At 51.2% G+C, this 26,823-nt stretch carries 22 protein-coding genes and 2 pseudogenes; 15 read left to right on the forward strand and 9 right to left on the reverse strand.

Annotated features, from left to right (window positions below):
• Positions 1-296: 296 nt before the first annotated feature.
• Entirely contained in the window at positions 297-3,680 is a 3,384-nt protein-coding gene (locus MCON_RS09605) for an S-layer protein domain-containing protein (protein ID WP_013719786.1), read from the reverse strand.
• Positions 3,681-4,063: 383 nt separating this feature from the next.
• Here MCON_RS09605 and MCON_RS09610 point away from each other — a divergent pair, with 383 nt between their 5' ends.
• Together MCON_RS09610 and MCON_RS09615 are read left to right on the forward strand one after the other, a co-directional pair.
• A complete protein-coding gene (locus MCON_RS09610; RefSeq protein ID WP_013719787.1) occupies positions 4,064-5,113 on the forward strand; it encodes a daunorubicin resistance protein DrrA family ABC transporter ATP-binding protein in 1,050 nt (349 codons plus the stop codon).
• Complete coding sequence (locus MCON_RS09615; protein WP_013719788.1) at positions 5,110-5,895, forward strand: ABC transporter permease; 786 nt, start codon at positions 5,110-5,112, stop codon at positions 5,893-5,895. The genes MCON_RS09610 and MCON_RS09615 overlap by 4 nt, the downstream gene beginning before the upstream one ends.
• 77 nt (positions 5,896-5,972) lie before the next feature.
• Here the strand turns inward: MCON_RS09615 and MCON_RS09620 are convergent, their stop codons facing one another.
• Positions 5,973-6,593, reverse strand: coding sequence for a thermonuclease family protein (locus tag MCON_RS09620; RefSeq protein WP_013719789.1), 621 nt, complete (start codon positions 6,591-6,593; stop codon positions 5,973-5,975).
• A 108-nt stretch (positions 6,594-6,701) separates the two neighbouring features.
• On the opposite strand from MCON_RS09620, the gene MCON_RS09625 reads away from it, so the two are divergent.
• Together MCON_RS09625 and MCON_RS09630 are read left to right on the forward strand one after the other, a co-directional pair.
• Positions 6,702-7,769 carry an endonuclease/exonuclease/phosphatase family protein gene (locus tag MCON_RS09625; RefSeq protein WP_013719790.1) on the forward strand — a complete coding sequence of 356 codons (1,068 nt, stop codon included), beginning with the start codon at positions 6,702-6,704 and terminating at the stop codon, positions 7,767-7,769.
• Positions 7,770-7,781: 12 nt separating this feature from the next.
• Positions 7,782-8,300 (forward strand): NUDIX domain-containing protein, encoded by a 519-nt coding sequence (locus tag MCON_RS09630; protein ID WP_013719791.1) that lies wholly within the window; start codon positions 7,782-7,784, stop codon positions 8,298-8,300.
• Here the strand turns inward: MCON_RS09630 and MCON_RS09635 are convergent.
• Positions 8,278-8,982 carry a (5-formylfuran-3-yl)methyl phosphate synthase gene (locus tag MCON_RS09635; RefSeq protein WP_013719792.1) on the reverse strand — a complete coding sequence of 235 codons (705 nt, stop codon included), beginning with the start codon at positions 8,980-8,982 and terminating at the stop codon, positions 8,278-8,280. The genes MCON_RS09630 and MCON_RS09635 overlap by 23 nt on opposite strands.
• Positions 8,983-9,008: 26 nt before the next feature.
• Here MCON_RS09635 and MCON_RS09640 point away from each other — a divergent pair, with 26 nt between their 5' ends.
• Positions 9,009-9,698, forward strand: coding sequence for a HisA/HisF-related TIM barrel protein (locus MCON_RS09640; protein WP_013719793.1), 690 nt, complete (start codon positions 9,009-9,011; stop codon positions 9,696-9,698).
• Between the two features lie 21 nt (positions 9,699-9,719).
• On the opposite strand, the gene MCON_RS09645 is transcribed toward MCON_RS09640, so the two are convergent.
• The 5 genes from MCON_RS09645 to MCON_RS09660 form a co-directional block, all read right to left on the reverse strand.
• Positions 9,720-10,796, reverse strand: coding sequence for an RNA-guided endonuclease InsQ/TnpB family protein (locus tag MCON_RS09645; protein ID WP_157863972.1), 1,077 nt, complete (start codon positions 10,794-10,796; stop codon positions 9,720-9,722).
• Positions 10,797-10,849: 53 nt separating this feature from the next.
• Positions 10,850-12,103, reverse strand: coding sequence for an IS110 family RNA-guided transposase (locus MCON_RS09650; RefSeq protein WP_013719795.1), 1,254 nt, complete (start codon positions 12,101-12,103; stop codon positions 10,850-10,852).
• Between the two features lie 632 nt (positions 12,104-12,735).
• Complete coding sequence (locus tag MCON_RS16260; RefSeq protein ID WP_157863768.1) at positions 12,736-12,882, reverse strand: hypothetical protein; 147 nt, start codon at positions 12,880-12,882, stop codon at positions 12,736-12,738.
• Positions 12,883-12,979: 97 nt separating this feature from the next.
• A complete protein-coding gene (locus MCON_RS15270; RefSeq protein WP_052297561.1) occupies positions 12,980-13,543 on the reverse strand; it encodes a hypothetical protein in 564 nt (187 codons plus the stop codon).
• 3 nt (positions 13,544-13,546) lie between these two features.
• Positions 13,547-14,509, reverse strand: a complete 963-nt coding sequence (locus MCON_RS09660; protein ID WP_013719796.1) for a methanogenesis marker 2 protein — start codon at positions 14,507-14,509, stop codon at positions 13,547-13,549.
• Between the two features lie 539 nt (positions 14,510-15,048).
• Here MCON_RS09660 and MCON_RS09665 point away from each other — a divergent pair.
• From MCON_RS09665 to MCON_RS09700, 7 genes and pseudogenes are all read left to right on the forward strand, one after another.
• Positions 15,049-15,477 carry a PPC domain-containing DNA-binding protein gene (locus MCON_RS09665; protein WP_048133158.1) on the forward strand — a complete coding sequence of 143 codons (429 nt, stop codon included), beginning with the start codon at positions 15,049-15,051 and terminating at the stop codon, positions 15,475-15,477.
• Positions 15,474-18,884 carry a DNA polymerase II large subunit gene (locus tag MCON_RS09670; protein ID WP_013719798.1) on the forward strand — a complete coding sequence of 1,137 codons (3,411 nt, stop codon included), beginning with the start codon at positions 15,474-15,476 and terminating at the stop codon, positions 18,882-18,884. Before MCON_RS09665 ends, MCON_RS09670 begins: the two co-directional genes overlap by 4 nt.
• Positions 18,885-18,934: 50 nt before the next feature.
• On the forward strand, positions 18,935-19,339 hold the full coding sequence (gene mntA / locus MCON_RS09675) for a type VII toxin-antitoxin system MntA family adenylyltransferase antitoxin (RefSeq protein ID WP_013719799.1): 405 nt from the start codon (positions 18,935-18,937) through the stop codon (positions 19,337-19,339).
• A gap of 133 nt (positions 19,340-19,472) precedes the next feature.
• Complete coding sequence (locus MCON_RS09680) at positions 19,473-19,979, forward strand: hypothetical protein (RefSeq protein ID WP_157863769.1); 507 nt, start codon at positions 19,473-19,475, stop codon at positions 19,977-19,979.
• 53 nt (positions 19,980-20,032) lie between these two features.
• A pseudogene (locus MCON_RS09690) lies at positions 20,033-21,237 on the forward strand (IS3 family transposase).
• A 122-nt stretch (positions 21,238-21,359) separates the two neighbouring features.
• Positions 21,360-22,208 carry a transposase gene (locus tag MCON_RS09695; RefSeq protein WP_013719801.1) on the forward strand — a complete coding sequence of 283 codons (849 nt, stop codon included), beginning with the start codon at positions 21,360-21,362 and terminating at the stop codon, positions 22,206-22,208.
• Positions 22,209-22,235: 27 nt separating this feature from the next.
• A pseudogene (locus MCON_RS09700) lies at positions 22,236-23,255 on the forward strand (IS110 family RNA-guided transposase); the annotation flags it as partial.
• A 518-nt stretch (positions 23,256-23,773) separates the two neighbouring features.
• Here the strand turns inward: MCON_RS09700 and MCON_RS09705 are convergent.
• Positions 23,774-25,651, reverse strand: coding sequence for a DNA polymerase (locus MCON_RS09705; protein ID WP_157863770.1), 1,878 nt, complete (start codon positions 25,649-25,651; stop codon positions 23,774-23,776).
• Between the two features lie 325 nt (positions 25,652-25,976).
• Between MCON_RS09705 and MCON_RS09710 the strand changes: the two genes are divergently transcribed.
• The 3 genes from MCON_RS09710 to MCON_RS15675 are packed head-to-tail and all read left to right on the forward strand — an operon-like array spanning position 25,977 to position 26,779.
• Positions 25,977-26,282, forward strand: coding sequence for a DUF4258 domain-containing protein (locus MCON_RS09710; RefSeq protein WP_013719804.1), 306 nt, complete (start codon positions 25,977-25,979; stop codon positions 26,280-26,282).
• Positions 26,249-26,536 carry a type II toxin-antitoxin system MqsA family antitoxin gene (locus MCON_RS09715; RefSeq protein WP_157863771.1) on the forward strand — a complete coding sequence of 96 codons (288 nt, stop codon included), beginning with the start codon at positions 26,249-26,251 and terminating at the stop codon, positions 26,534-26,536. Before MCON_RS09710 ends, MCON_RS09715 begins: the two co-directional genes overlap by 34 nt.
• Positions 26,537-26,593: 57 nt before the next feature.
• Positions 26,594-26,779: a hypothetical protein gene (locus MCON_RS15675; protein WP_193373737.1), complete on the forward strand. Its 186-nt coding sequence runs from the start codon at positions 26,594-26,596 to the stop codon at positions 26,777-26,779.
• Positions 26,780-26,823 lie beyond the last annotated feature (44 nt).

Genomic DNA, 26,823 nt, shown 5'->3' on the forward strand with positions numbered 1-26,823 from the left:
AGGAGGGAGGGGAAAGCCGTTTTAAAATGAAGTGTAAGAGGGGATGTAACGACTTTCGCCATCATGTATATAGTCGATTGCCGAGATATATAGTTTTCGATATAGGTCCATACTGCACATTCTCATGAATGCCTCCAGGCTTCCTTTCCTTGATCATCTGCGCGCTGGGCATCATGGATGCTGGATGACGTCATTAAGGGACGAGCCCAAAAAATTGTGGGGAAGAATATCACACCGGAGTATAAGCTATATTGTCGGTGTTCGGCCATTAAAAAAAAAGATGCAAAGAGCGATTATTATCGCCCTTGCATCATCTTCTTGACCTGCCGCTGTAGCTTATCCAGCTCTCCGGTCTGATACAGATAGATTCCTGCCCCGATGGCAATGAGCAAAACGAGGATTAGGCCTATCAGCCAGCTGCTGGTTTGCGCCTCCTCCACATTCACTGTCCCGGTTTTTCCATTCAGGCTGAACCTATGCAATCCCGTCTCATCCGGATTGTAGCTGAACTGCACCGTGCTGTTCTCGCCCGCCTCTACAGTCACATCCTTGCTCTCGGCGAGGGTATCGTTTACCATCAGATTAAGGGTGATGGTATCCACCTCGCTGCCCTTGTTATGCACAACAGCCGAGATCTTCATGGACTGCTTGGCATTAGCCGTCTCGGGCAGAGTCAAGTCCATAACCTCCAATGCCGAGGTCACCATTATCTTCCTGCTGGCGGAACTGTATCCCTCTTTCTCCACCTTCAGGGAATGCTCTCCGGTCAAATTGACTGCATAAGTGAAGGTACCCTGAGAGCTGGTGTTTCCTATCTCATTGTCATCCAAGAGGATCTGTGCGCCTGCCACAGGTGTCTGGTTTATCCCCTCGGTGACGGTTATCAAGAAGTTCTCTCCAGCTGACACCTCCGCCGGGGCATTGAGAATAAGCTGATTGGCCAGTGTGACATTTGCCCTCTGAGCAGCGGTAAGCTGTGAGGCCTCCTCCACAGTTCTTACCACCATATCGGCGGTAGCATCATTGTAGCCGGTCTTCCTGGCAACAACCTTCACAGTGCCTGTGCTCTTTGGGATGTAGCTGATCGATCCGGTTGAATCGGTGGTTCCAATGGTGTTGCCATCGATTGAGATCGCTACACCGGATAGGGCTGAAGTTCCAGAGCGGACGGCAATCTGGGCTGCTTTGTCCACAACCGCACCAGAGACCGTCAAGGACAATGCGGTTCCCTCGCCCGTCTTGGTGGCAATTGGGGCCAGCAACCTCTTATCGCTGTCTGCGACCTGAATCCTCAGGTTATCCATGATATCGACGTCCTTACCCCTGGACAGGCTTATGGTACCATCATTGGTCAGGGTTATGCCGTCATAATCCAGGGAATCCACCTTCATCTTACCATGCATCTCCCCTTCTTCAACCGACTCGGGGCTATCGGATATCTGGAATATGGCGTCCACGGTGGCGAGGTCTGATTCAGTGCTTCTGAACACGCTCTCGACATGAGCAGAGATGAGTGGAACATCCTTCTCCCCGCCCATATCTATCTTGTATAGGTAATTGGACGAACCGTCAGTCGGATCGTTGGATGGAGTGACTACCTTGCTGTCCACCTCATCTCCGTCCTTGGCCAAAGCGAGATAGACCTTATTTCCGTTCAGGTCCACCTGCTTGATGCGCAGCTCATAGCCCTCCTCCAAAGAGAGGACAGATCCGCTGGCAATGGTGCGGCTGTCGTCGCTGTCCGTCAGGACGCGCCTCAACTGGCCTTCCCCTATAATGCTGGCCTCATCGGTGAACTCCGTCTCGTCGTTGTAGCCGGCAAAGTACTTGTCCGCCATGAAGCCGATTACATCGTACTTCCCCCAATCGCTGAACTCGAACTTCACCGGCTGGGATTTTGTGGAGTATTCCAGGTCGCCCTCTTCGATCTTGCTGCCGCCACTGATCCTCATGGTCATGTTCTCAGTGCCGACGTCATCGTCTATGTCATAATAGAATCCCTCGAAGTTGTAAGGATTCCAGGTGAACTCGCTCGTCTCTGATGGATCGATCACTGTGCCTCTGACATCATAGCTTCCCGTCTTCTTGACCAAGGGGGCAAACCGGAGTTCATCGGCATCGGCAACCAGGAATGAGACATCTCCGAAGATCTCCACTGTGCTTCCTCTTCTCAGGGTGAGCGAGTCTTCGTTCTCCATCTCGACTCCTTCATCAGATACGCTCTTGACCTCCATCTTGCCATACTTGTCGCCGTCCTCCACCGAGGCATAGGTATCGGAGATCTGGAAGAGGCCGTCGATGGTCACCAGGGCGGACTCGGTACTGGCAAAGACATTGGAGATATGGGCCAGGATCAGTGATGTATCCTCTCCGGCAACTTCAACCTCATAATTGTAGGTGGAGCTATCAAGATTGCTTGGGTCTATGACCTTGCTGTCTATCTCATCCCCGTCCTTAGCTAAAGCCATATAGACCTTATTGCCATCGATATCTATCTGTTTAATGCGTAGCTCATAGCCCTCTTCCAGAGGGAGAACCGATCCGGTGGTTACAGTCTTCTCCTCGTCGCTGTCGACCAGCACACGCCTTAACTGGCCGTCGTTTATCAGGCTTCTGTCGTCATTGATGAGGTCGCTTGCCTTATAGCCCGCGAAGTACTTCTCAGCCATGAAGCCTATGACCTCATACTCTCCCCAGTCATCGAACTCGAAGTCTGTAGCTTCAGGCTTAGTGGAATAAGAGATCTTGCCGGTTTCAAGGGACCTTTCATTGGGCTCCAGGTCTACTGTGAGCCTTTCTGTGCCCACTTCATTCTCCAGATCGTAGAAGAATCCAGAAAAAGTCTTTGGCGTCCAGGTGTATTTATATGGACTCTTGCCTTCTCTCCAGATTCTATTATCTCCCTCTTCTATCTCTTCTTCCTCAGCCTCTTCGGATTCTGTCTCGGTCTCATTCTGCGATTCATTCTCTGCGGTCAGCTCATCAGTTGATTGTTCATCGGTTACATTTTCGGCTGCCTCAGTGGAGGCATCAGCCGCAGAATCAGTGGCTGAAACTACCGTTCCTGCTGCAACGTCCTCTGGAGGAGTGACAACCTCGCTTGCGGATCCACCGGAGGAGGTGCCGGAGCTGGCAGCTTCTGCTGGGGTTGTTGCAGCGCTATCGGTGCTCGCATCTGCGGCGATAGTATCCTGAGAGATCTGGTCTGGAGTGATGATGTCATTAGATGCTGGAGTGGTGGCGCTCCCGCTAGACTCCTGCTGAGATGCACTGCTGGTCTGTTCAGCTGGGGGAGCGTTCTGCGAGCTTGATTCCGGTTGTGCAGGCGCAGAAGAGCTCACCTGTGATGTTGTTACAGTTGCTGCTGCAGGAGCGGTAGCCGCTTGAGTTGCAGGCGCTGCCGAGGCAGATGACGCCTGGGCTGCGGATTGATCTGATGCAGCAGCACCGGTCGGAGTGCTGCTTTTGCTTCCCAGAGGCTTCAACCCGATGTTTCGTTTAGACAGTGTTTCTGCTGAAATCGACGATTCCTGTGCACTGCTTCCTGAAAGCAGGCTATGGCTTATGCTTGGGGCTGCCCCGCTTGATGATTCAGAGGCTTGCGCCAATACATCTGCTGGCAGAGCTGCAGCTAAAACTATGAGAAGCAGACAAACTCCACCGATCCTGACATAGTCCATGGATATCCTCCCGTACCTGATGCTATATGCCTTTTATCCTAATCAGACTTATTTATTGTTATTAGATTTATATTCCAATACATTAATTCAACGAGATCCCAGTCAATACCCTTATTTTGCTGATTTATATTTTCTCTTTTGATCTAATTACATGGCCTCAGATCTTAATGCCTTTTTTTTGTTATGCCCCTATTAAAGGATGGAAGGACGCTTCACATTTATAAATCTGATTCCGAAAGGGGCATATACAGCTTGAATTCATGTGGCAGGCAAGAGTTCAATGCAAGAGATCACATCTTCTCTATCCGTTGCTCTTTTATATCTTCAAGTGCTGGCTGACCAGATTGGATATGATAATGATAGATGGATGACAGACAGGAGCGATGATGGGCAAGGAGTTGGCAAAGGATATCAATCTCGGGGATATGCCCACAAAAGCAGCAGATGATGCGGCAATCTCTGTAAGAGGCCTCACCAAGAGGTTTGGTGAGACGATCGCTGTAGACAATATAGACCTTCAGATCAGAAAGGGGGAGCTCTTCGGACTTCTGGGCGCCAACGGTGCGGGAAAGAGCACCATTATCAAGATGCTGACCACCATGCTCACCCCCACCTCAGGCGAGGCCAGGGTCTGGGGCTACGACATCGTCCGGGAGAGGAACGAGGTGCGATCCTCTATCGGGGTCGTCTTTCAGGATCCTGCATTGGATGGCATGCTCACCGGTAGGGAGAACCTGGACTTTCACGGCAGGATGTACGGAATGAACGCTGCCCTCAGAAAGGCCAGAATCGCCGATGTCCTGGAGCTGGTCGACCTGAAGGAGAAGGCAGACACCAAGATGCAGGACTACTCCGGTGGGATGAAACGCCGGCTGGAGATCGCCCGGGGGCTGATGCACCGCCCTCATGTCCTGTTTCTAGATGAGCCCACCATCGGCCTTGATGCCCAAACCAGGCGATACATCTGGGAGTACATCGGCCGCATGAACAAAGAGATGAATGTGACCATGATCCTCACCACTCATTATATGGAGGAGGCGGACTATCTGTGCGATCGGGTCGCCATCATGGACAGCGGCAGGATCGTGGCCCTGGACAGGCCGGAGAGCCTTAAGGATACCATCGGTTCGGATACCATAACCCTGATGACTGATAGCGGCGGGGACGCCCTCGTCCGGTCTTTGCAGTCATTCTCCTGGATCAAGTCCATCAGCTCGGATAATGGAAGCATCAAGCTTCATGTTGATCATGCTCAGTCCAGAATAGCAGAAGTGGTGCTGGAAGCGAGCAGGAACAATGCGGTCATAACCTCTGTCGGTCTGCACAAACCAACGCTGGAGGATGTATTCATCAAATACACTGGCAAGAAGATAAAAGAGAACGGCGGCAAAGATCGGGGTGCAGATATCGCTCTCCCCAGAGGCGGCAGATGATCGCAGATAAGGTCAAAGGCGATCTGTACGCCATCTATAGCATCTGGCTTCGGGAGATGCTGCGCTTCTTCCGGCTCAAGAGCCGGCTGTTCGGCTCGGTTGCTTCTCCATTCTTCTTCCTGGCATTTCTGGGGATTGGCTTTAACAATATCGGCAGAATTCCTGGAATTCCCGAAGGAGTGAACTACATGAGCTTTCTCACCCCGGGAATCATAGGCATGACCCTGCTCTTCTCGGCGACATTTGCCGGCCTATCTGTCCTCTGGGACCGGGAGTTTGGCTTCTTGAAGGAGATAATGGTCTCGCCGGTGAGCAGGATAGCGATAGTGTTGGGACGCACCGCTGGCGGCCTGACCACTGGCATTCTTCAGGCTTTGATCATAATGCTCTCGGGGATACTGCTGGGCATGGGCATTCCCAGCATCCAGGGGCTGATTCTATCCCTGGTCTTTATGATTCTCATAGCAACGACGTTCATCGGCCTGGGTCTGGCCTTTGCGTCCAAGATGGAGGATATGTCCGGATTCAGCCTGATCATGAACTTCCTGATATTCCCGCTCTTCTTCCTCTCCGGAGCGCTCTATCCCTTAGACCAGTTCCCGGAGATTATCAAGATCCTGGCTTATTTCAATCCCCTCACCTATGGTGTGGATGGACTGAGATACTGCCTGATAGGCATAAGCGCCTTCTCGCCCCTTACTGACTTTGCCGTTCTGGGGGTATGCTGTGCGGCAATGCTGTTCCTGGGAGCATATCTATTCGAGACCACTGAGGTGAACTGATCTGGATTAGTCAACCACTGCGTTCTTAAGGGCGCGGCAGTTGACTAATCTATGCCGGGCTTGCATCTGTACCCAGCTTATGCGCGATAACCGATGTTGATCCGGCCGGCGTTGCTCTCCATGTCCAGAACGCTGCTTTTGCTCGCGCTGTTCTGGCTTTCGGATGATGCCTTCGGACTTGTCATAATCTCCTTATATTTTGATATATTCCCCTTCGATCCCTGGGGAATGGGATCCTCCCACCAGGCAGATGAGTTAAACTCATTATTGCCGTCCTCCGCAAGATCGGCATGGCCATCGTCCACTAGCATTCTGTTCACTGGAGGCCATATCGGACGGTAGCGGGAATCTATGAGATAGATTACGCAGACCATCTGCCCCCATTCATTGCGGCCTAGAGTGCTGTTCTCATCGATATCGATATAAACGATCTGATCCTTCAGCAATAGATCAGCCGCTTTTCGGGCCGCCTTTCCCTGCGGGGTCACTGTGGATGGAGCGGCAATATCCGCCAGCCTCACGCTGTCCACCCCTGTAGTCCTGGGATCATTGATCACCATCTCTATTCCCAGTGAGTCTGCGCTGATCACGCTCACAATTCGCCCTACTGCTTCATCGGGGACGGCCAGAGCACCAGGATTAAACGCCTCAAAGATCACTATTATCATGATCGATAAAATTGCCAGCTTCAGATTCATAGCAACCTCTGCATGATTTGCGATCTTGCCTCAACCATACAAGTATAAAGGATAAATCCTCTCCTCGACAGGATAGTATGAACAAGAGGAGTAGCTAGGAGAGATCGGATGACAATCAAGGTGAGCATAGCGACATTCAACCTCATGAGCCTGGACGACCGGCCAGATAGAAGCCCCAGCCTGGATGAACGCATACCAGTCCTTCGGCCTCAGCTCATCCGATTGGACGCTGACATTCTCTGCCTGCAAGAGATCTGCGCCCAGCACGAGCGTAACGGGAGGCCTCGCCTGGAGGCTTTGGACCGCCTCTTAGAAGGAACTCCCTATGAGAGCTTCAATAGGGCCTCAACCGTGGACCGGGATGGAAATTACCTTAGCCATCACAATCTGGTCATCCTCAGCCGTTTCGATATCATGGAGCAGCATCAATATCAGCATGAGTATGCCCCCTCGCCGAGCTACAAGAAGGTCACTGCCCTGCCCGAGGAGCTGGAGGCACGGGAGATCTCCTGGGAGAGGCCCATTCTCCACGCAAAGGTCAGGCTGCCCAATGGAGCGGTTCTGGATGTGATCAACCTGCACCTCAAATCCCGCCGGCCGACCAACATCCAGGGTCATAAGCTAAGCGAGAGAACCTGGAAGACGGCATTCGGCTGGGCAGAAGGGGTCTTCATATCCAGCATGAAACGCATTGGCCAGGCTCTTGAGACTCGCATTCTGATAGACAATCTATTCGATGACAATCGCTGTGCTCTCATTGCCGTCTGCGGGGATTTCAACGAGGAGTTCGATGAAGTCTCCATAGAGGCTATCCGGGGTGACGTGGAGAACACGGGGAACATGGACCTGGCCATGAGGGTCATGGTGCCAACAGAGAGAAACATTCCCGAGCCCGCACGCTATTCTCTTCTGCATAACGGCAAGGGCAAGATGCTGGACCATATTCTGGTATCAAGGACGATGCTCGCCTTCTTCAAGGGCTCTGAGGTGCACAACGAGCTCTTGCATGATGAATCCATAGTCTTTGCTCCCAAGATCTTCTATCCCGAGTCCGATCATGCCCCGGTGATCGCCCGCTTTGAGCTGCCGGAATCGGATATTAGATGGTCCACCACGACAAGCGTCTTGAGAAGGGAGAGAGGCAGAGACAAGAGCCATCGATCAAGATACAAGTGAGATAAAAAAATTATGAGCAAAAAGAGCGGCGGGATCCTGCCTTTCAGGTTTCAAGATAGCCATCTTGAGGTCTTGCTCGTCCATCCCGGTGGGCCCTTGTGGGCAGGGAAGGACGAGGGGGCCTGGTCTATATCCAAAGGCCTTTTCGAGGAGAACGAGAGCCCCCTGGATGCAGCAAGAAGGGAGTTTAAAGAAGAGACTGGCTTTGAGGTTGAAGGGATTTTCATAGAGCTGGGAAGGATAAAGCAGCCCAGCGGAAAGATCGTTTTTGCCTGGGCAGTAGAAAAGGACCTGGATGAGAGGAGGATTGTGAGCAATAATTTCATGCTTGAGTGGCCCAGGAGATCAGGGATAATGCGGGAGTTTCCCGAGATCGACAGGGCAGGATGGTTTGATGTCGAGTCTGCCCGGAAAAAGATCCACAAAGGGCAGCAGGATTTCATCGACCGGCTGCTGCATGCCCTGGATCACCCAGATGTGCATCATCCCGAAATTGATCAGGATGAGTTCATCTCTCAAGAGCGCTCTTGACCTTCACCACCAGTTCTTCTTTCACCGCACTCCTGCGGTCTCCCCCGCAGACGATGCCCCGCACGCCGATGATGTCCGGCTGCAGGCGCAAGAGCGTTTCCAGATGAGGAAATCCGATGCTGCCAGCCAGGGCAACCTCCAGATCATTGCTATGGCCAAGCTCAATGAAATCCGCCAAGTCCTTCTCGCCCATGAAGTCGAATGTCGGCTTTCCATCCTTTATGGCGGTGTCCACCATCACCACATCTGCCCCTGCCTCAGAGGCGGCTGCGGGCAGGAGCATGGGAGATATGCTTCCAACACGAAGGTAGTCAGAGTAGCCTGAAGCCACCACCTTCTTCTTTGGATCGAGGTCTTTTACCGCTCGTACGATGGCTTTGAGCATCTCCTCTGCCTGATCACATGTTTTCACTCCCAATAGGCCCGCTTTGACGTAATCCGCGCCTGAGGACGCTGCGCCCAAAGCTGCCAGGCTCGCTGTTCCCGGCTTGAACTCCATGTCGCCGATGGTCGCACTTACCGGCACCTTGCCTCTTGCCAGGTCTGCTACCGAGCGTATGACCCAGGGGAAGTTCGCACCTAGGGATCCCTCTTTGGGGTTCTTCACATCCAAAATATCAGCGCCGCCCGCCAGTGCAGCATGCGCCTCTTCCATGTTCATGGGGCTGACCAATAATCTCATATTCTCTCAATCCCGATTGGGCAAATGTGAAATGCATCTTCGTCTTCGATATACTTAATGGTGCTGTTGTTCATGCCCTGCGGGGAGAGCGCAGCCGCTATAAGCCTGTTGCTGAATTCAGCCAGGTAATAGAATCCTCCGACCCCCTGCTGATTATGGATGAGCTTCGGCCGGTTCAGGTATATGTAGCAGACCTGGATATGATCATGGGCCGGGGAAATAATATGGAGCTGATCCAGGAGATATCCAAGCGGGCAAAGACAATGGCGGACACTGGCGCCTCTAGATCAAGCGATCTGGATCTCCTTCCTCCATCCGTTATCCCGGTTCTGGGGACGGAGACGGCCTCCATCTCCCTGATAGAGGAGGTCTCAGGCCAAAGGAGGACGATAGCCAGCCTGGATATGTCGAAGCGCAGGGTCCTGTCAAGGGATAAGGCCATGGCGGATCGTAGCCCTCTGGAGGTTCTGGAGGAGCTGAATCATATCGACCTGGAGGGAGTGATAATCATGGAGCTAGATCGGATAGGGACCTGTGCCGGTCTGGATGGGGAGTTTTTAGAGAAAGCCAGGGCTCGAAGCCGCCATCCTCTGATCCTGGGGGGTGGGGTAAAGGATGAGATGGATCTGGAGGCTCTGGAAAAGGTCGGCTTTTCCGGGGCTTTGGTGGCCACGGCGGTTCATAATGGAATGATTCCTCGGAAAAGGATACAGTGAAAGAAGTGACTGCTCCCCGCCCTAAAGAGCGGGGCTTCCACGGCTTCCTGTGCCGACAGATTGCAATCCCAATCTGAGAATATTTATCGCTGCGTTCCAATCCCGGTCCCTCGACAGCCCGCACTGAGTGCAGTTATGGACTCTATCAGACAGCGACTTTTCAATGAGAGTACCACACCTGGAACACATCTTAGACGTATTCCTTGGATCTACCAGGACCACCACCGAACCGGCACTTGCAGCCTTGTAAGAGGTTAAAGTCACTAGCATGGTCCAAGCTACGTCTGAGATGCTTTTAGCCAGGCAATGATTATGAACCATGCCTTTGATGTTAAGATCTTCAAAAGCTATTAGACCAAATCTATCTACCAAGTTATGACTAACCTGATGGGCAAACTCATATCGCTTGTTAGCTATCCGCTCATGGACTCGCTCAACAACCTTAAGAGCTTTCTTGCGATCTGGAGTTCCTTTAGGAGCCTTAGAGAGTTTCCTTTGGGCTCTAGCTAACTCGTGTTCTTCTTCTCGGAAGAATCGAGGATTAGCTATCGTCTCACCATTGGAAAAGGTGGCGAAGCTCTCAAGGCCGACATCAATACCTACTACAGCCCCATCTTTCCAGGGGGGGAGAGGAACATCTTCCGTTTCGACGGAGAAGCATGCAAACCATTTGCCTGTGGCTGTCCTTCTGACGGTCAGCCGTTTGATCTTGCCTTCTATCTGGCGATGGAGCTTGATCTTGATATCGCCTATCTTGGGAAGACGTACCATGCCGTTAACAAGATTGCCGCCCTTCTCAGGTTGTGGATAAGTAAATGAATCGTACCAACCCTTCCCTCGGAATCTGGGATATCCGGGTTCTTCTCCCGCCTTAACCCTTCTGAAAAAGGCTTTAAAGGCTAGATCTACCCGCTCCTGAACATTCTGAAGGGTCTGAGCATATACGTCTCTCAGTTCGGGTTTATCCTCTTTCCAACCAGGAAGAAGAGCGTTCGTTTCATATTTGGAAACTGATTTGCCTTCATTCTCCCAGGCGTTCTTTCTGTATGCTAGAGTCTGGTTGTATGTCCATCGGCACAAGTTCGGCGTTCGCTCCATCTTGGTTATCTGAGACTTCACATGAAAAACTTAAAAAAACAAGATGCTGCGGATCATCCGCATCCCTCCTTCAAATCTTTCTCCACCAAGTATCCTGCCTGACTGATGATCTTTATCATCTCGTCGATATCCATCATTCTTATGGGCGAAACAGAGCTGGGAATTTTTGGTTTGGTTTTCGTGACCTCTGGTTCTTGATAATTCTCGTGATTCATAAGCAAATGATAGATGATGCAGAGCACTTTTCTGGCGAGCGCAACGGTTGCAATATTCTTCTTTCCGCACCTTGCCAATATCCTCTGGAAGAATCTCATTAACCTTGAATTCTTCTTGGTCCTGGATATGGCTTTTGCAACTTCCACCAAGATCCTTCGCATATGCTTAGATCCCGTCTTAGTGATCTTCCCAGTTCGCAGCTTCCCTGCCGATTGGTAGACCGAAGGCACAATACCGAAGTATTTTGCCATCTTATCCGCACTCGGAAAGTCCCTGTAATCTCCCATTTCTGCAATAATGGTAGCTGCCGAAATGAATCCAACACCTGGAACAGACAAAATAATTTTCAAATCATCCTCGAAGGGTTTGACTTTTTCGGCGATCTCAGCTTCCAGAATTTTTATCTTCTTGCTAATATCATCTATGACATCAAGATTTGCCTTGATCAAAAATACCTGAACGGGATCTAATCCATTCTTGATGGCTTCTCTGAGTTCGTCTTCCTTTTTCCGAATCCTCTTCGAAGGTATTCCAGATATGATCTGATCGATCGTCTTTCCTTCCAGAAGCCTATCAATGATATATCTTCCAGATTTGCCAAAAGAGTCGGATATGACAGAGGAGAGCTTGATGCAGCAGGCCGAAAGTGATTGATGAATCTGGTTCTTGATTTTGGACCTTGCATTGACCAGTGTCTCACGAGCACGAGTTATGCTTCTTAGATCTCGGTAGTCTTTTGGATAGATTCTGGAGGGCGTGATGAGATTATTGAGACAATATATCGCGATTCGTTCCGAATCAAGTTTATCGGTTTTCTTGTGCTCAATATTCCGGATCTGATATGCATTGGCCAGGATAAATTCGACATGACCTTCTAGAATGGTGAAGATAGGATACCAAAAACCTCCCGTGGATTCTACAGCCAGCCTCTGGCATCTGTGGTTTATTATCCAGGATCTGAATGCCAAGAGGCCATCTTGGTTCATATTAAAACGTTCTTGGAGCTTCAATCCACTTCGGGATATCATTGTAGCAATAAGAAAATCCCTGTGGATATCTGCTCCGCAAACTATTTCCTTATCTGAGTCCATCGTCTCACTTGCCTGATATGGGCAGATGATGATCACTCGTGCGTGCAACTTCACATACGCGTTCAAAGACGCATTTGGGCATCCACGAGATCATGGTTGTCTTTGTGTCGAGATCATGTCTCAGGTCACAGATCAACCTTCACTGCCCATATCAGCCTTGCCTATGGCTCTATGGGTTTTTCATGCTTTGGGCATGATCCCCGCCTGAGGATCATGGGCTCTTTGTGGGATAAAGCCTGAACTTGCAAGCCTTAAGCATGTACAGTTCTACGCTGTTATAGTATATTAAGGTTCATAGCGTAGGGCGGGGTACGATTCATCTCCGGCCTGAAGACCGGAGCCCTCTCTACCCCTGCGCCCCAGCACTGTAGATGCTTTTTTGAGCCTTAATTAGAGGAAAAAAATAGGAGGAAGATATCCGGAGGGCAGAAAGCCATTATAGCTCCTCGCGATATTGTATGGGTGAACTTGAATCGGAAATTCTCTGTATCTTTTCGCCTCTTGGAAAGCCGCTATTCTTTGACCCAACCACAGAGTCACAGAGGAACAGAGGCCATATTCTCTGCCTGAAGCCACCTATATAATTCAGCGAAAAGCCAAAAATGTCAAGACCGCATAAAGGCGCTGAAATGCTATTTTCCCTCCACCTTTCTCATCCCGGCCATTGCCCCGGCCAGCATCACCGGCCCGTCAAATCCGCTTCGAGCCCGGCTTGAATCGATGAATATCTTCTCCATCATAGCTGGAGCGCCATAGGACTGAGCCCCGCACAGGAGCATCAGCGTCCTGAAGATCAGGTTGCCTGAGATGCCATCAGGAGCGATGACGATGTCATCTCCCCTGCAATTCTCGATCAGAATTCCCTTATGCTCTGCATCAATTCCCGCCTTGAGAGCGCGGGGCGGCGATCTGGTCGCCCTCCAAAAGGCTCCTGTCCACTCGTTCGCACCTTCCCCGGTCCTCCCTCCGGCCTCCGGAGAGGACCGCAGCCCGGGGCAGGACGCCCATGTTTTGCAGGAGCTTTGAGCCCCCAAGCAGCAGATCCAAACGGTCCTGGGCTGTCTCGCCCTCATCGATTCCCACCGGCCCTAAAAGAAAGGCCCAGCCGGATAGCTCGATCAGAGCCAGGCGGCGGACGGGCAGGCGGAACTCCTCGGCCAGGGCGCGCATGGTCCTTCCTGCGGGCAGGTTTCCCCGTACAGCGCCATCGATCACCCCGTTCGCCAGGAGCCCGACCAATTCCCTCCAGGGCTCATCTGTGCAAATATGCTCATATGGGCAGCTTTCATCGACGTTGCCCACCACCAGCAGCTCTGCGAACCTCTCCGCCGAGTGCAGGGATGCCATAAGCTCTCGGTCGGCGTTCCAGATGCCGATTCCTATGCGGGCGTGAGTCTTTTCCGCCCGATCCTGCAGGGATTTTATGAAGCTTGCGTCCATATCCTAATGAATTCCGGTCACGCACTCCCGGGCCAGGTCGAAGAGAACAGACTCCTCTTCTCCGCTGCGAATTATCAGCCTTCTTTCGTCTGTCACCCGGCCGATGACCCTGGCGGTCAGGCCGCGCCTGGTGAAGACCTCCAATACTTTCTCCTGGTTCTCGGGCCTGGTGGTGACCACGAATCCCATTCCCGGATACATCTGCAGCCAGCCGGCCAGGGTTAGGCCCTCGGGAACCACTATGGCATCCACATCCACCACCGCACCCACCTTGCTCGTCTCCATGAGCATGGCCAGGGTGCCCAGGAGGCCGGGGTTGCTGATGTCCTTGCCCGCCCGGACCAGGCCGCTTTCGCCCAATTCTCGCATCGCTCCCAGCTGCTGCGCCAGCACACTGCTTTCTTTGAAGCTGGTGGAGTCGAAGCTCAATTGAAACTGGGGATGGGGCTTTCCGTCGGTATCATAAGCGGCTATGACCACCTCACCCGGCTGCGCTGTGCTGCTCAGGATCACGGCATTCTTCTTCGCCTTTCCAAGGATGGCAACGTCCAGGGCGCTGTAAGGGGTATCGGGATGGAGGTGGCCGCCGATGATCGGTACACGGAGCTTCTCTATTCCCTTTTTCATGCCCTCTAGAACCCTCCTTGATATCTCGGGGTCTCCTGCGGATAGGACGTCCACCATGGCTACAGGCCAGCCGCCCATAGCGGCGATGTCGTGCACATTCACCAGCACGGAGCAGTAGCCCGACCACTCGGGATCGGCGTCCATAAGCTTGGACCAGATGCCGTCCGCGGCGAAGAGCATGACCTCATCGCCGTCGTCTATCACTGCCGCATCCTCACCGAAGGATGCAATGATCTGCTTGGATTCTATAGGAAAGAATGATATCAGCTCACCAATCTGCTTTTTCCTGGTGACTCCCACAAATCCGCGCAGCTCAGCTGCCAGAGACTCAAGATTCATCGGAGTATGCTGGGGCTCTGATCAAAAATAGGTGTCGCTAAAACTCGGGCGAAAAGCTCTTAACCGGTTGACTCCATCAATAAAATGGGTTTTTTGCAGCGGATTTCTGCATTCAGGTTTCCAATGGAAATGATTAATCGAAAAGTTTGTAATGTTTTTATGGATGCCGCTTTTCGAGAACTATGTAAAGAATAATAATGGATTTTACTGGTTTTTTCTGATAAAAACAATATGCAATAATCCATATATGCAATAGAAAAAAAGGGGTTAACTAATAAAATATATGATAAAGTTTGTCCTCTGATAGCCTCGATCGCAGAATCCACGAATCGAAACGCTATTTGCGGGCAAGCATCTCAAAAGGGATCTAAAGCAACTCCAATCCGACCTCACTGCTAATAATTACCATCTCCATTGAAGTATCATTCAAATGTAGATTCCGGGCGCATCCTTCAATAGCCCATGACTCCTGTATCTGATTGGTGAAATGAGATAATGGCTCATGGATGCATCAGAATAGCGGGAAGGAGAGATCCAGATTGCTGATCAGGGAATTTGAGGGCGGGCGGCACCTTTTGGCCACGCTGGAGCATGGGGCGGAGATAATCGGCCAGATTACCCGCGTCATAAGAGAGAATGATATCCGAGCAGGCCACTTGAATGTGATTGGCGCCCTGGACCAGGCGGAGATCGGCTACTACGACCAAGTCTCTCATAGCTACCAGGGCATTCAGATCAATGAGCCAGTGGAGCTGGCCTCATGCTCCGGTAACATATCCCTTTTGGCCGGCCAGCCATATGCTCATGTTCATGCCGTCCTCTCCGGCATGAAGGGAAAGGTCTGGGCGGGGCACCTGACCTCGGGCCGGATCTTTGCCGCAGAGCTGTATGTTCAGGAGCTTGTCGGACCGGATCTGATAAGATCTAAAGACTCCATCACCGGGCTTAATCTGTGGAGAGAAGAGTGAACAACCAAGATTATTTCCAGCTTTTGCAGGATGGCCTGGATGATGCCATGGCCATAGCCAAAATGGCTCGCAGACGGGGACGGGACCCCACGACTGATGTGGAGATACCCCTGGCGGTGGACCTGGCGGAGAGGGTGGAGAAGCTGATCGGCATCCAGGGAATTGCAGAGAGGATCCGGCATCACGAAGCGGAAGGATTGAGCCGGGAGGAGGCCGCGCTTGCCATTGGTATCGACTTCGCTGAGGGCCGGCTGGGTGCGGGGGCCAGCAAGATCGAGTCGGTGGAGAGCGCCATCCGCACCTCGGTGGCCCTGCTCACCGAGGGCGTAGTAGCCGCCCCCATGGAGGGCATTGCCCGGGTGGACCTGGGAAAGAACGATGACGGCACTGAGTATCTGAAGGTCTACTATGCCGGGCCGATAAGGTCTGCCGGGGGTACTGCTCAGGCGCTCTCCGTTCTCGTTGCGGATTATGTGAGGAGGAGCGTGGGCATCGCCCCCTGGAAGCCGCGCCCGGAGGAGGTGGAGCGCTATGTGGAGGAGATCGGCCTGTACAAGCGAGTGGCGGGCCTGCAGTACTCCCCCTCGGACGATGAGATCAGAACCATTGTGAGAAACTGCCCCATTTGCATAGACGGCGAGCCCACCGAGGAGGAGGAGGTCTCTGGATACCGGGACCTGGACAGAATAGAGACCAACCGGGTGCGAGGGGGTATCGCCCTGGTCTCGGCCGAGGGCATAGCCCTGAAGCGGCCCAAGCTCAAAAAGCATGTCAGCAAGCTAGGCATCTCCGGCTGGGAGTGGCTGGACTCCCTGGCCAGCGGCAAGAAGGATGGCGGGGACTCAACTCCCAAGTTCCTCCGCGACCTTATAGCGGGAAGGCCGGTCTTCTCCCATCCCTCCCGACCGGGGGGATTCAGGTTGCGCTATGGCCGGGCGAGGAACACCGGGCTTGCTGCTGCAGGTATCAATCCGGCCAGCATGCTTTTATTGGGAGAGTTCATGGCAGCGGGAACCCAGATCAAGGTGGAGCAGCCGGGCAAAGCGGCGGCGGTAGCGCCAGTCAGCTCGATTGAGGGGCCCACAGTGCGGCTGCTCAACGGGGATGTGGTGCGCTTTGACTCCGACCAGGATATACTGGAGTGGATGCCTATCAGCTGCAAAGATCCCAAGACCATCCAGATCGCCCTCAAGGCCCATGTATCCAGGATCCTGGATCTGGGAGAGATCCTGATCAGCTATGGGGAGTTTTTAGAGAACAACCGACCTTTGGCACCGGCCTCATATGCCTTTGAGTGGTGGGCGGCGGAGCTACTAAAAGCGGGCGGCGATCCATCGGGCAAAGAGTCTATGGATGGCGAAGAGGCTATTGCCTTGTCCAGAGAATATAGCGTTCCCCTTCATCCTGCTCATACCCACCTGTGGCATGACCTCTCCATAGAGGATTACGACCTATTGCGGGAGGTTGCGGCATCAAAAGGCATTCTGGAGTCGGGACGGCTGATTTTGCCTCTGGAGGCCAAGGAGTCCTTAGAGACCCTGCTGGTGCTGCACAAGGTCCGAGATGGAAGAATAATAATCGAGGACCCTCTGCCCTTCCTGCTGTGTCTGGGAATTGACTGGGAGGGTGGTTCATTGAAGAGGAGGGCTGAGGAGGCTGGGGGCGAGCCGGGTGGGGTCGATCAGGCAGAGGACTCGATCCTGGCCAGGGTCAACCGATTCACTGGCATTGTGGTTCGGGCCCGGGCGCCCACTCGCATCGGAGCCCGCATGGGCCGGCCCGAGAAGTCTGACAAGAGGCTGATGAGGCCGCCGCCTCATGTTCTTTTCCCCGCGGGAGAGGAAGGGGGCAAGGGCCGGTCCATTCAGGAGGCGGCAAAGCACTCCACCAACAGCTCCTCCGGGATCATCAATGTTCAGATCGAGCGGCGGGTGTGCAAGAGCTGCGGCAAGGAGGGATTCGCCTTCAATTGCGAGTGCGGCAGCCATACTGAGAAGAAGAGGGTCTGCCCCAAATGCAATATCCCCGCTCCTGAGAAGTGTCCCAAATGCGGCCAGGAGACCAATGCGGTAGCAGATATGCAGATCGATGTCAAAAAGCTCTATTTTCAGGCCCTGGAGAGTCTGGGGGAGAGGGAGCCCGAGTCGCTGAAAGGGGTTTTAGGACTCTTCTCCCGGGACAAGACCCCTGAGCCCCTGGAGAAGGGAATCCTGAGGGCCAAGCACGGGATTAACATCTTCAAGGACGGCACAGTGAGATACGACCTCACCGATCTGCCCCTCACCCATTTCCGGCCGGACGAGATCGGCACCAGCCCGGAAGTTCTGCAGAGCCTGGGCTATGGCGTGGATATGCATGGCGATCCTTTAACCCGTCCGGATCAGGTCTGCGAGCTGAGGATCCAGGATATCGTCCTATCCCGGGATGCGGGCGAATACCTCCTGAAGGTATCCTGGTTTGTGGACGAGCTGCTGGCCAAGTTCTATCATCTGGAACCATTCTATAATGCCCAAACCCCCCAGGATCTGATCGGAAAGCTGATGGTGGGCCTGGCCCCCCATACCTCTGCAGGAGTTCTATGCCGGCTGATAGGCTACAGCCCGGCATCGGCTGGGTTTGGCCATCCCTTCTTCCATGCGGCCAAACGGAGAAACTGCGATGGGGACGAGGACTGCGTCATGCTGCTCATGGATGCCCTGATAAACTTCTCCATGTCCTACCTTCCCGCGAAAAGGGGTGGGAAGATGGACGCCTGTCTGGTCATGACCACCATTCTCAACCCGGCGGAGGTGGACAAGGAGGCTCATAACCTGGATCTGACCCCGGTCTATCCCCTGGAGTTCTACGAGGCCACCCTCACCAACACCAGCCCCAAGGACCTGGAGGGGAGGTTCGATCTGGTGTCCAAGCGGCTGGGCACCGACCAGCAGTATGAGGGGTTCAACTTCAGTCATGCCACCACGGACATCGCCGCCGGGCCGAAGAACAGCGCCTACAAGACACTGGAGACCATGATCGATAAGATGGATGCCCAGCTGGAGCTGGCGCGGATGATCCGGGCGGTGGACGAGCAGGACGTAGCAGAGCGGGTGATCAACTCTCATTTCCTGCCCGACCTTATTGGCAATCTGCATGCTTTCTCCAAGCAGAAGGTGAGGTGCGTGAAGTGCGGAGCCAAGTATAGAAGGCCTCCACTGAAAGAGACCTGCCCCAAATGCGGCGGCAGGATGATTCTCACTGTGCATGAGGGCAGCGTGCGGAAGTATCTGGAGGTCTCGATCAAGGTGGCAGAGGAGTATGGGGTGAGCAGCTACACCAAGCAGAGGCTGCAGCTTTTGAAGATGGAGATCGACTCCCTCTTCAAGAACGAGAAGGCCAGGCAGACCGGGCTTGCGGATTTCATGTGAGAAAGTCTTATCACATATAAGGCTGCAAATGAACACACTGGGGCCAGATAATGGATAAAAAGAGAGTCCTTGAGAGCATTGGTTTCATCCTTGATGGATTTGACGAGATCGATCTGGCCTATGTCTTTGGATCATTTCTCAAGAGAGACGACTTTCATGATATTGACTTAGCCATTCATCTTTGCAGAGAGAAATCCCCTTATGAAAGGTTCAAGTTTTCTGGGAAGGTTGCGAGGGATCTGGAAGAAGGAGTGGAGCCCAGGATGGAGTTCGATGTTCGTATTCTCAATTATGCTCCGGTATATTTTCAGTATGAGGTTATAAGCAATGGGATAGTGGTATTGGAAAGAGATCAAGAGAATAGGATCGATTTCGAGGCTCATCTAATATCGGAATATCTGGACTTGAAGCATATGTATGACCGCCTTGATAGAGCCTTCCTGGCCAGAGCCTGAAATGAGAGTTTTATCACATTTAACCTTAACTCTGCCCATTGGGGAATGGGTCTGCCTTTTTAGACTGGTTCTTAATTGACAGATCACTGTTTTAGCGATATTTTTATCTACTAATATTCCCCATATGACGAATATGGAATCTTGGGTAGTTGACTGGATTAAAGAGCAAAGAAGTTTGGGAGTTAAGTGCCTTGAGATAAAACAGCGAGGAACGAAATATTATGTTTATCATTCAACTACTCATTGGGATAAAAATATCAAGAAAGCAATAAAGACTTCAAAATATCTGGGACGACTTGATCGCGAAAGGGGGATGGTAGAATCTCATGAAAACCAAGAAAGCCAGAGATCAGAGGCGCAATCGACAGATGTGCGTAATGTTACCGAGTACGGAAACTCTATCTTGCTTCAGGAGTCCTTGAAAGACTTAAAACCATTATTGATAGGAGCTTTTCCTGGAAATTGGGAAGAAGTTTACGCTCTATCAAAATTGCGAGTCACTGGAAACGTTCCGTTAAAAAGAGCTGAAAGTGCGTGGGAGAAATATTATAATATAGAATCAATTAATCCTAACCTCAAACCAAAAAATCTTTCTAAGATGTTGCATGAGGTTGGAACAAATCGCGATGGTCTGGAGTGAACCCCTCCGAGTGGACAAAAAGTTAAGCAATGCCGACTCATGGAGGGAAGTGCATGAAGAAGACCAGGCGGCGTTACGACCGGGACTTCAAGATATCAGTATTAGCCGAACTTGAGGCAGGCAAGCCACTTGCTCAGATCGCCCGCGAATATGGCATCCATCCGAGTCTTCCTTGCCGATGGAAGGCAGAGCTGGCTGAAAATCCCGAAAAAGCATTCATGGGTAACGGAAACAAGTACAAAGATCAGGCGAAGATTGCAGAATTGGAGAGACTTCTGGGCCAGGCTCATGCTGAAATTGACCTTTTAAAAAAAGCCTTCGCCATGACCCAGAAGAAGGTCCGCGAGGAGAGACGAAAGCCGATGTTGAGGGACGACATATGATCATTCAGGAAGCTCAATCAGATGGCCTTCTGTTGCCAATATCTCACTCCTGCTTGGCGCTGGATGTGAGTCGCAGCGGTTACTACGAGTGGTTGAAGCGGTCCGAAAAGTTCACTGCGGAGAATAGCGAATCTTCGGATCTGGTTAACCAGATTCAAGAGATAGCTTTGGAGTTTCCTTATTACGGGTACAGGAGAATTACAGCAGAACTTCAAAATCGCGGCTATGCGGTCAACCATAAGCGCGTGCTGAGGCTCATGCGCCAGGAGAAGTTGCTTTGCTATAAGAAGAAGTTCAAGCCGGTAACAACCGATTCCACTCATGGTCTGCCGGTCTATCCTAACCTTCTAAAAGGCAGGGAAATCACGGGACTGAACCAGGCATGGGCTTCTGATATCACTTATGTCCAGCTGCAGCACGAGCATATCTTTCTCGCGGTTATCCTGGATCTCTACAGCAGAAAGTGCATCGGGTGGGAGCTGAGCAGGAGCATAAGAAGCGATCTGGCCATGAGTGCTCTGGCAAAGGCATTGAAGAACCGTTCCAAGGAATCCCTTGAGGGTCTTATTCATCATTCTGATCAAGGCGTTCAGTATGCGTCCAAGGATTATGTAGACTGTCTTAAGGCGCATGACATCCAGATCAGCATGTCGAGAAAAGGAAATCCTTATGACAATGCTTTTGCTGAGAGTTTTATAAAAACACTGAAGGTCGAGGAGGTATATCTCAATGAATATGAGACATTTGAAGATGCATTCAGGAACATATGCAACTTTATTGAAAATGTGTACAACCATAAGAGGCTGCATTCAGCTCTCAATTACAGATCTCCGGTTCAGTTCGAAGTGGAGGTTGCCTTAAATACCATTGCTTAACTATTTGTCCATTATCAGGGGTGCAGTCCAGTCAATGTGTTGTTTTTAGGACGCTTCTTGACCGGAGTGAACAGCTTGTTTATGATCTGAGCTATGTTTTTTCGCGGTCGGTGAGTATAAGCTTGGCCGAAAAGGGCTACAATAAGGACCGAATTCATATCCCTCAAATCAATATTGTTCTGCTTTGTAGCGCTGATACAGGATTGCCGACGATGATAAGACCTCTCCCCGGCAGTGTTAAAGATATTAAGACGTTAAGCAACTCACTTCTTGAACTCGATATTCGTGGCAAGGTATTGATTCTTGATAGAGGATTCTTCTCAGAAGAGATATTTAATTTCCTTGATAAATTGGAGATATCATATCTAATTCCTGCAAGAAGAAATAGCCACTATTATGAGGAACGCATTCATCTTAATGAACATTTTCGCTATCATAAGCGATTGATAAGATGCGGATGCAAGAAGCTAGGAAACAAATATCTCTATCTCTTCGAGGATCAAGTCCTGATGCTTGAAGAGCGCGATACCCTTTATGATAAACTGGATGCAGGTAGGATCACAAAGGTAGAACTTCACGAGGAGATGAAAAAATCAGGGCGTATTCTCATCATATCTAATCGAAAAATGAATGAACAAGAAGCCTATGAATTATTTAAGAGAAGAGAAAGTGTTGAGAAGATGTTTGACACCTATAAATCAACATTATCAGCTGATAGGTTATATTTGCATGATGATGAAAGCGTCTTTGGACATGTGTTTATAGCATTTTTATCTCTTTATGCCTACTGCAAACTCGAATTGCTATTAAAGAAGGCTGGGGCAAATAAAAAAATGACACCTGGCGACTTACTCTTTGAGTTCAGCAAAGTATATCATATTGATTTTGGAGAACATGGGAAAATAATGGAAGTTCCTAAGAAAATTAGAGATATTGAAGCTAAACTTGGGCTAAACATATTCCCCACGTAGGCGGAGTTTAGGTCAAAAGATTCAAAGCGTATTGCAACTCTGTGCTTGAATAATCAAATCAAGAGATCTCGGGTTTTTTCCGATGAAGACCGAGAGCTCAGGAACCTAACGCGAGCCAGGTCAGGATATGTCAAGACACGAACTCAGTTCAAGAATCGGATACACAAATATCTCTCATCAAACGGCATTAAACTCAGCTCTTCTATGGACGACATATTCTGCAAATCAGGAACACATATCATAAGAGGTCTGGCTGAAGACAAGCCCGTCGAAGAGATCCTGAAAGGCATACCCTCCGGAAAGATCAGGAAAAAGCAAGACGAGATCAGATCAGCACTTGCCAATGAACTGAGCGAGACAAATCGAATGCTGATCAGCGATTCTCTTGAAATCATGGACAATGTCGAATCCAAAATAGAGAAGACAAGCCTAAACATTCTGAAAAAGATTCAAAATAAGAGCAAGGATCTGGCTATCGTTATGTCCATTCCTGGAATCGCATTTATCTCAGGTTCGGTCATCCTGTCAGAGATCGGAAATTACAGAGATTTTCAGACCCCTGAACAGCTGGCGAAATGGTGTGGCCTCAATCCTGGAGAAAATGAATCTGCCGGCAAAAAGAGGAAATGCGGGATCACAAAGCGCGGTTCCAAGTATATCCGAGTTGTACTTGTCGAGGCTGCCCAGACAATAGCTAATATGAAAAATACAGGGCTGTCCAGATTCTACAAGAGGCTGAGCAAAAAGAAGGAGCACAATGTGGCAATCGTTGCCGTAGCCAGGAAACTCATCTGTCTGATTTATCATCTTCTGATCAACCAGGAGTTCTATCAAGAGGTTGATTGCAGAAAGAGGAAAAAAGGTCGAAATGAGTCCTGCCATGAACCTTCTTTGAAGGATGAGCATCTGACGGATAAGGTAGCTGCAATTGTAGATGCCTTTTATGGAATGAGCGATAGTAGCCGGAAGAAGGCTCTCTTGCGAGCGCTTGAAGATATTTCTGTGAACAAGCCCGACCAGAAAAGGTCATCTGATGGAGGTGGATAGCTAGCCTCTTGCATTTGATTTTTTTTGGTTTTCCATGGGAAACACCAATGGGAACCAACGCAACCTTCCCCAAAAATAGGGCCTATCCATTTCTGCTAAGAAGTGGCCCCTGCCCGCCTGTAAAATTCGATGCTAATTATAAAATAATTAAACATTCGCTTTTGCATATGAGTTTTACGTTGCACTTTCATTCTACATACAAATAATATTCGTATTGTTGTATCTAAGACCATCAACGGCCAGCTTCGTTTGTACCCAAGCCTCCCGGCGTTGAGGGGGCCCAGGGCATTAGCGCGGGAGGCCCACAGGGCCGACTCGCGGCGTGCACTAAAAAAACAGTCTGTGTAATTCAAAAGAACCTTGATAACAGCACTTGATTAGGTAAATCATTATATCCAATATCCTCCGAGCCTCATAGAAGCAGTTCAAACCTTTGGCCAGGCCCGCCTGGCGAATTTTCTATCGCAATCCAAAACCATCGACGCAGCGAATACAGCCCTCAAAAAAAATTTGCCGGATCATTCCGCCAAATTTCTCATCACCTTCGCCTCAGCCTTCACAGGCACTGGATATAGCATCTCGGATCCTATCCTCTCCATGATCTCCTTGAGCCTTGCTGCATACTCCTCTGCTCGATCCTCCGGAACCTCCAGGATGATCTCATCATGGATAGAGCCTATTATCCTCGCCTCCTCGTCCGACAGCTTCTCATAGACCTCGGCCATCACCAGCTTGATCAGATCCGCTCCCGTCCCCTGGCAGGGGGTATTGTACATCTGGAACTTGCTGGCGGTGATCCCTGCCCCAAAGCGCGGCCAGATCCGCCTCCGCCCGAGGATCGTTCTGGTGGCTGTCAGTGGCAGGGAGAAGAATCCACGCACGCAGTTATGGAAGTGGTGCTGCATAGTGTAACTCATCTGGGATAGCTGCATCTTCTGCCACTCTCTCACTCCCGGATAGCTGCAGAAGAACCTCTCCAGGCGCTCTTCCGTCTCATCCAGGCAGATGAATTCGCCATAATCGGAGAGGATGCGCCACTGTAAGCTCTTCGCCGATCCTCCATAGATGAGAAGGAAGTTCATAGCCTTGGCCGCCTGCCTCTGCGAATCAGTCACCTCTTCGAAGGGCGTTCCGCTGATCCGGGAAGCAGTCAGGCGGTGCAGATCGATTCCCTTTATAAAGGCCTCCTGCATGGCCTCATCCCCGGAGATACGGGCCATTATGCGCAGCTCGATATTGGAGAGGTCGGCCTTGACATACCTTTTGCCTGCAGCCGGACGAAATAGCCTCCTAATTGCCGGGGCATCATCTCCCCTGCGAGGGATCTGCTGGGCGTTGGGATGGCGGGAGCTGATTCTCCCCGTAGAGGAGGGAATCTGGAAGTACTGAGGATGAACCCTGCCGTCCAGAGGATGAACCTTCTCCAGCCATTTGTTCAGAAACAGCAGATTATAGGAGAGATGCCTGTAGCGCATAAGAGCCTCAGCGAAAGAGCAGCCTGCGGCAGCAAGGCTCTTCAGGACCTCCGCTTTGGTGTTGGCAGGCCTGTAGCCCCTCTTCGCCAGAAAGGCCATAACATCCTCTTGCCGGTCGGGATTCAGATAGCAGCAGAGCCTTTTGCCGTCAAATGAGACTGTGACAAATCCCTTCCTCTCTGCCTCATCCTGCATCCTCCAGATCTGATCGATGATCTCATCCTCCTCCTGGTCGATGAGATCTCTTGCTCCAGAGGAGTCCAGGCCAATCCCAGAGATCTCCATCTCCACCAGGGCAATAGCTGCGCGAAACTCCAGGTCGGCCACCCTCTGCAAATCGTTTTTGGCCAATAAATCTGCCAGGATATCATGAAGCGGCAAAAGGGCGGCCGCTCCTTGGGCAGGGCACCCCTCTTCATCCAGAATGATTCCCAGATGCCTTTCCGCCAGGGAGGCCAGGCTGTGATCGACAAGCCTCTTCGTCCAGGGATTTTTGGGATTGCCGGATGGAGTCAGATAGTAGTACCCAGACCAGCAGATCTGAGAGGCGAGCATGACGTCGAAGATGCTGCAGAAGTTCAGCTTTCGACCGGCTCTTGCCCTGATGAATGAGAGAACGAACTTCGAGTCGTGCAGAGTCTTCTTGATCCTCCCGTTCTCCAAGAGCCCAGCCAGGTCACCGATAATGCTCTCTTTCAGCTCAGGGCGGTCAGCTATATCGACGGTATAGACTGTGCTGCTGCTGGGAGCATTGGGAAGGGCGAGAGAAATGCGCTGGATCTCATGGCAGAGAGGATCGGGGCCGGTGGCGGTCAAATTAAGGCCAAAGAATTCAGCCATTTCTATCTCTCCTAATATGGATTCCCATTCAGGCAGCGACTGAACCATTGTGATGGATTGGGGCTCAAGGCGATCGATCATATCAACCAATAATTGTGAAGAATCACTATAAATTTTCTGGGGATCTCAATGAAGAGCATCTCTCCTCGATACGGTGGGCGGGATCGCAGGGCCATGCAGTGACAGGTGGGCCAGGTGGTGGATGTGACGCTTCCGACGGAGAAATAGAGCTACAGGCTTGAACTGCATGCAGGTATACAGTTCTACCGGGGCCGCCTGGAGAATACTAACCTTTTTTTAGGCCTGTCGGGCCAGGTTAGATGCTATTGTTCTTTCTCTAGAAGATCCTTAATACCAAATAGTATTAAATGTATCAGTAAATGGTCGAAAGGGAGGAGGCAGAGGAATGCTGATAGACAAGATCAAGGAGCAAATCTTGCTGAATAATTATATAATAACATTTCATGCCCACAGGAGAATGGATGAGAGGGGCATTTCTACTGAGGATTTAGTTAATTTGATATTGGATGGAAGTATAATAGAGGACTATCCAGACAGCAGGCCGTGCCCCTCTGCTCTCATAGCTGGCAGAGCTGGCTGGCGATATTGTCATGCCGTGGTAGCTCTCTGCGAAAACCATCTGCGAATAATCACAGTCTATTGGCCGGAGGATGGAGAATGGAAAGACAATATGACGAGAAGAATGAATTGATTCCTGATATCTGCAACTGCGGTCGAGGAAGATTGCATCGGGGCAAGACAGAGTATCTCACCAGGGTTGATGATGGAGTATTAGTGATCAAGAATGTACCCGCCCTTATATGCGATATCTGTGATGAGGCTTATCTGACACCAGAATCTTCCAGAGAGATCGACAAGATTGTCAAGGATTTTCGTGAAGGAAGACTCCTGGCAAAGCCCATTGCAGCGGGTGAGGTCGAACTCAAAATGAAAGAGGTTGCCTGATTGGAGCACCAATAGTAGAGTGGCAGGAGGAAGGCCTGGATCTTGGAGGAATGTGAATTGACAGTACACATCATCTACTCCATCGCGGTCTCCTCGCCCATCACTCCCGCCGAGCCGCTGCCCCCTCTGCCCGACATCCCCAGGGGCTCGCTGCTGATCGTGCAGAGGTGCCATCTAGCGCTATGGCATGGCACTGCACAAATAGCACAGCTCACCCGCTGCAGCAGCAATCACCTTTTATGATCCTCGCCTGGGGGCGGTGGTGGCGGCCACGCACATAACTACTT

This window comes from Methanothrix soehngenii GP6 (assembly GCF_000204415.1).
Classification (GTDB): Archaea; Halobacteriota; Methanosarcinia; order Methanotrichales; family Methanotrichaceae; genus Methanothrix; species Methanothrix soehngenii.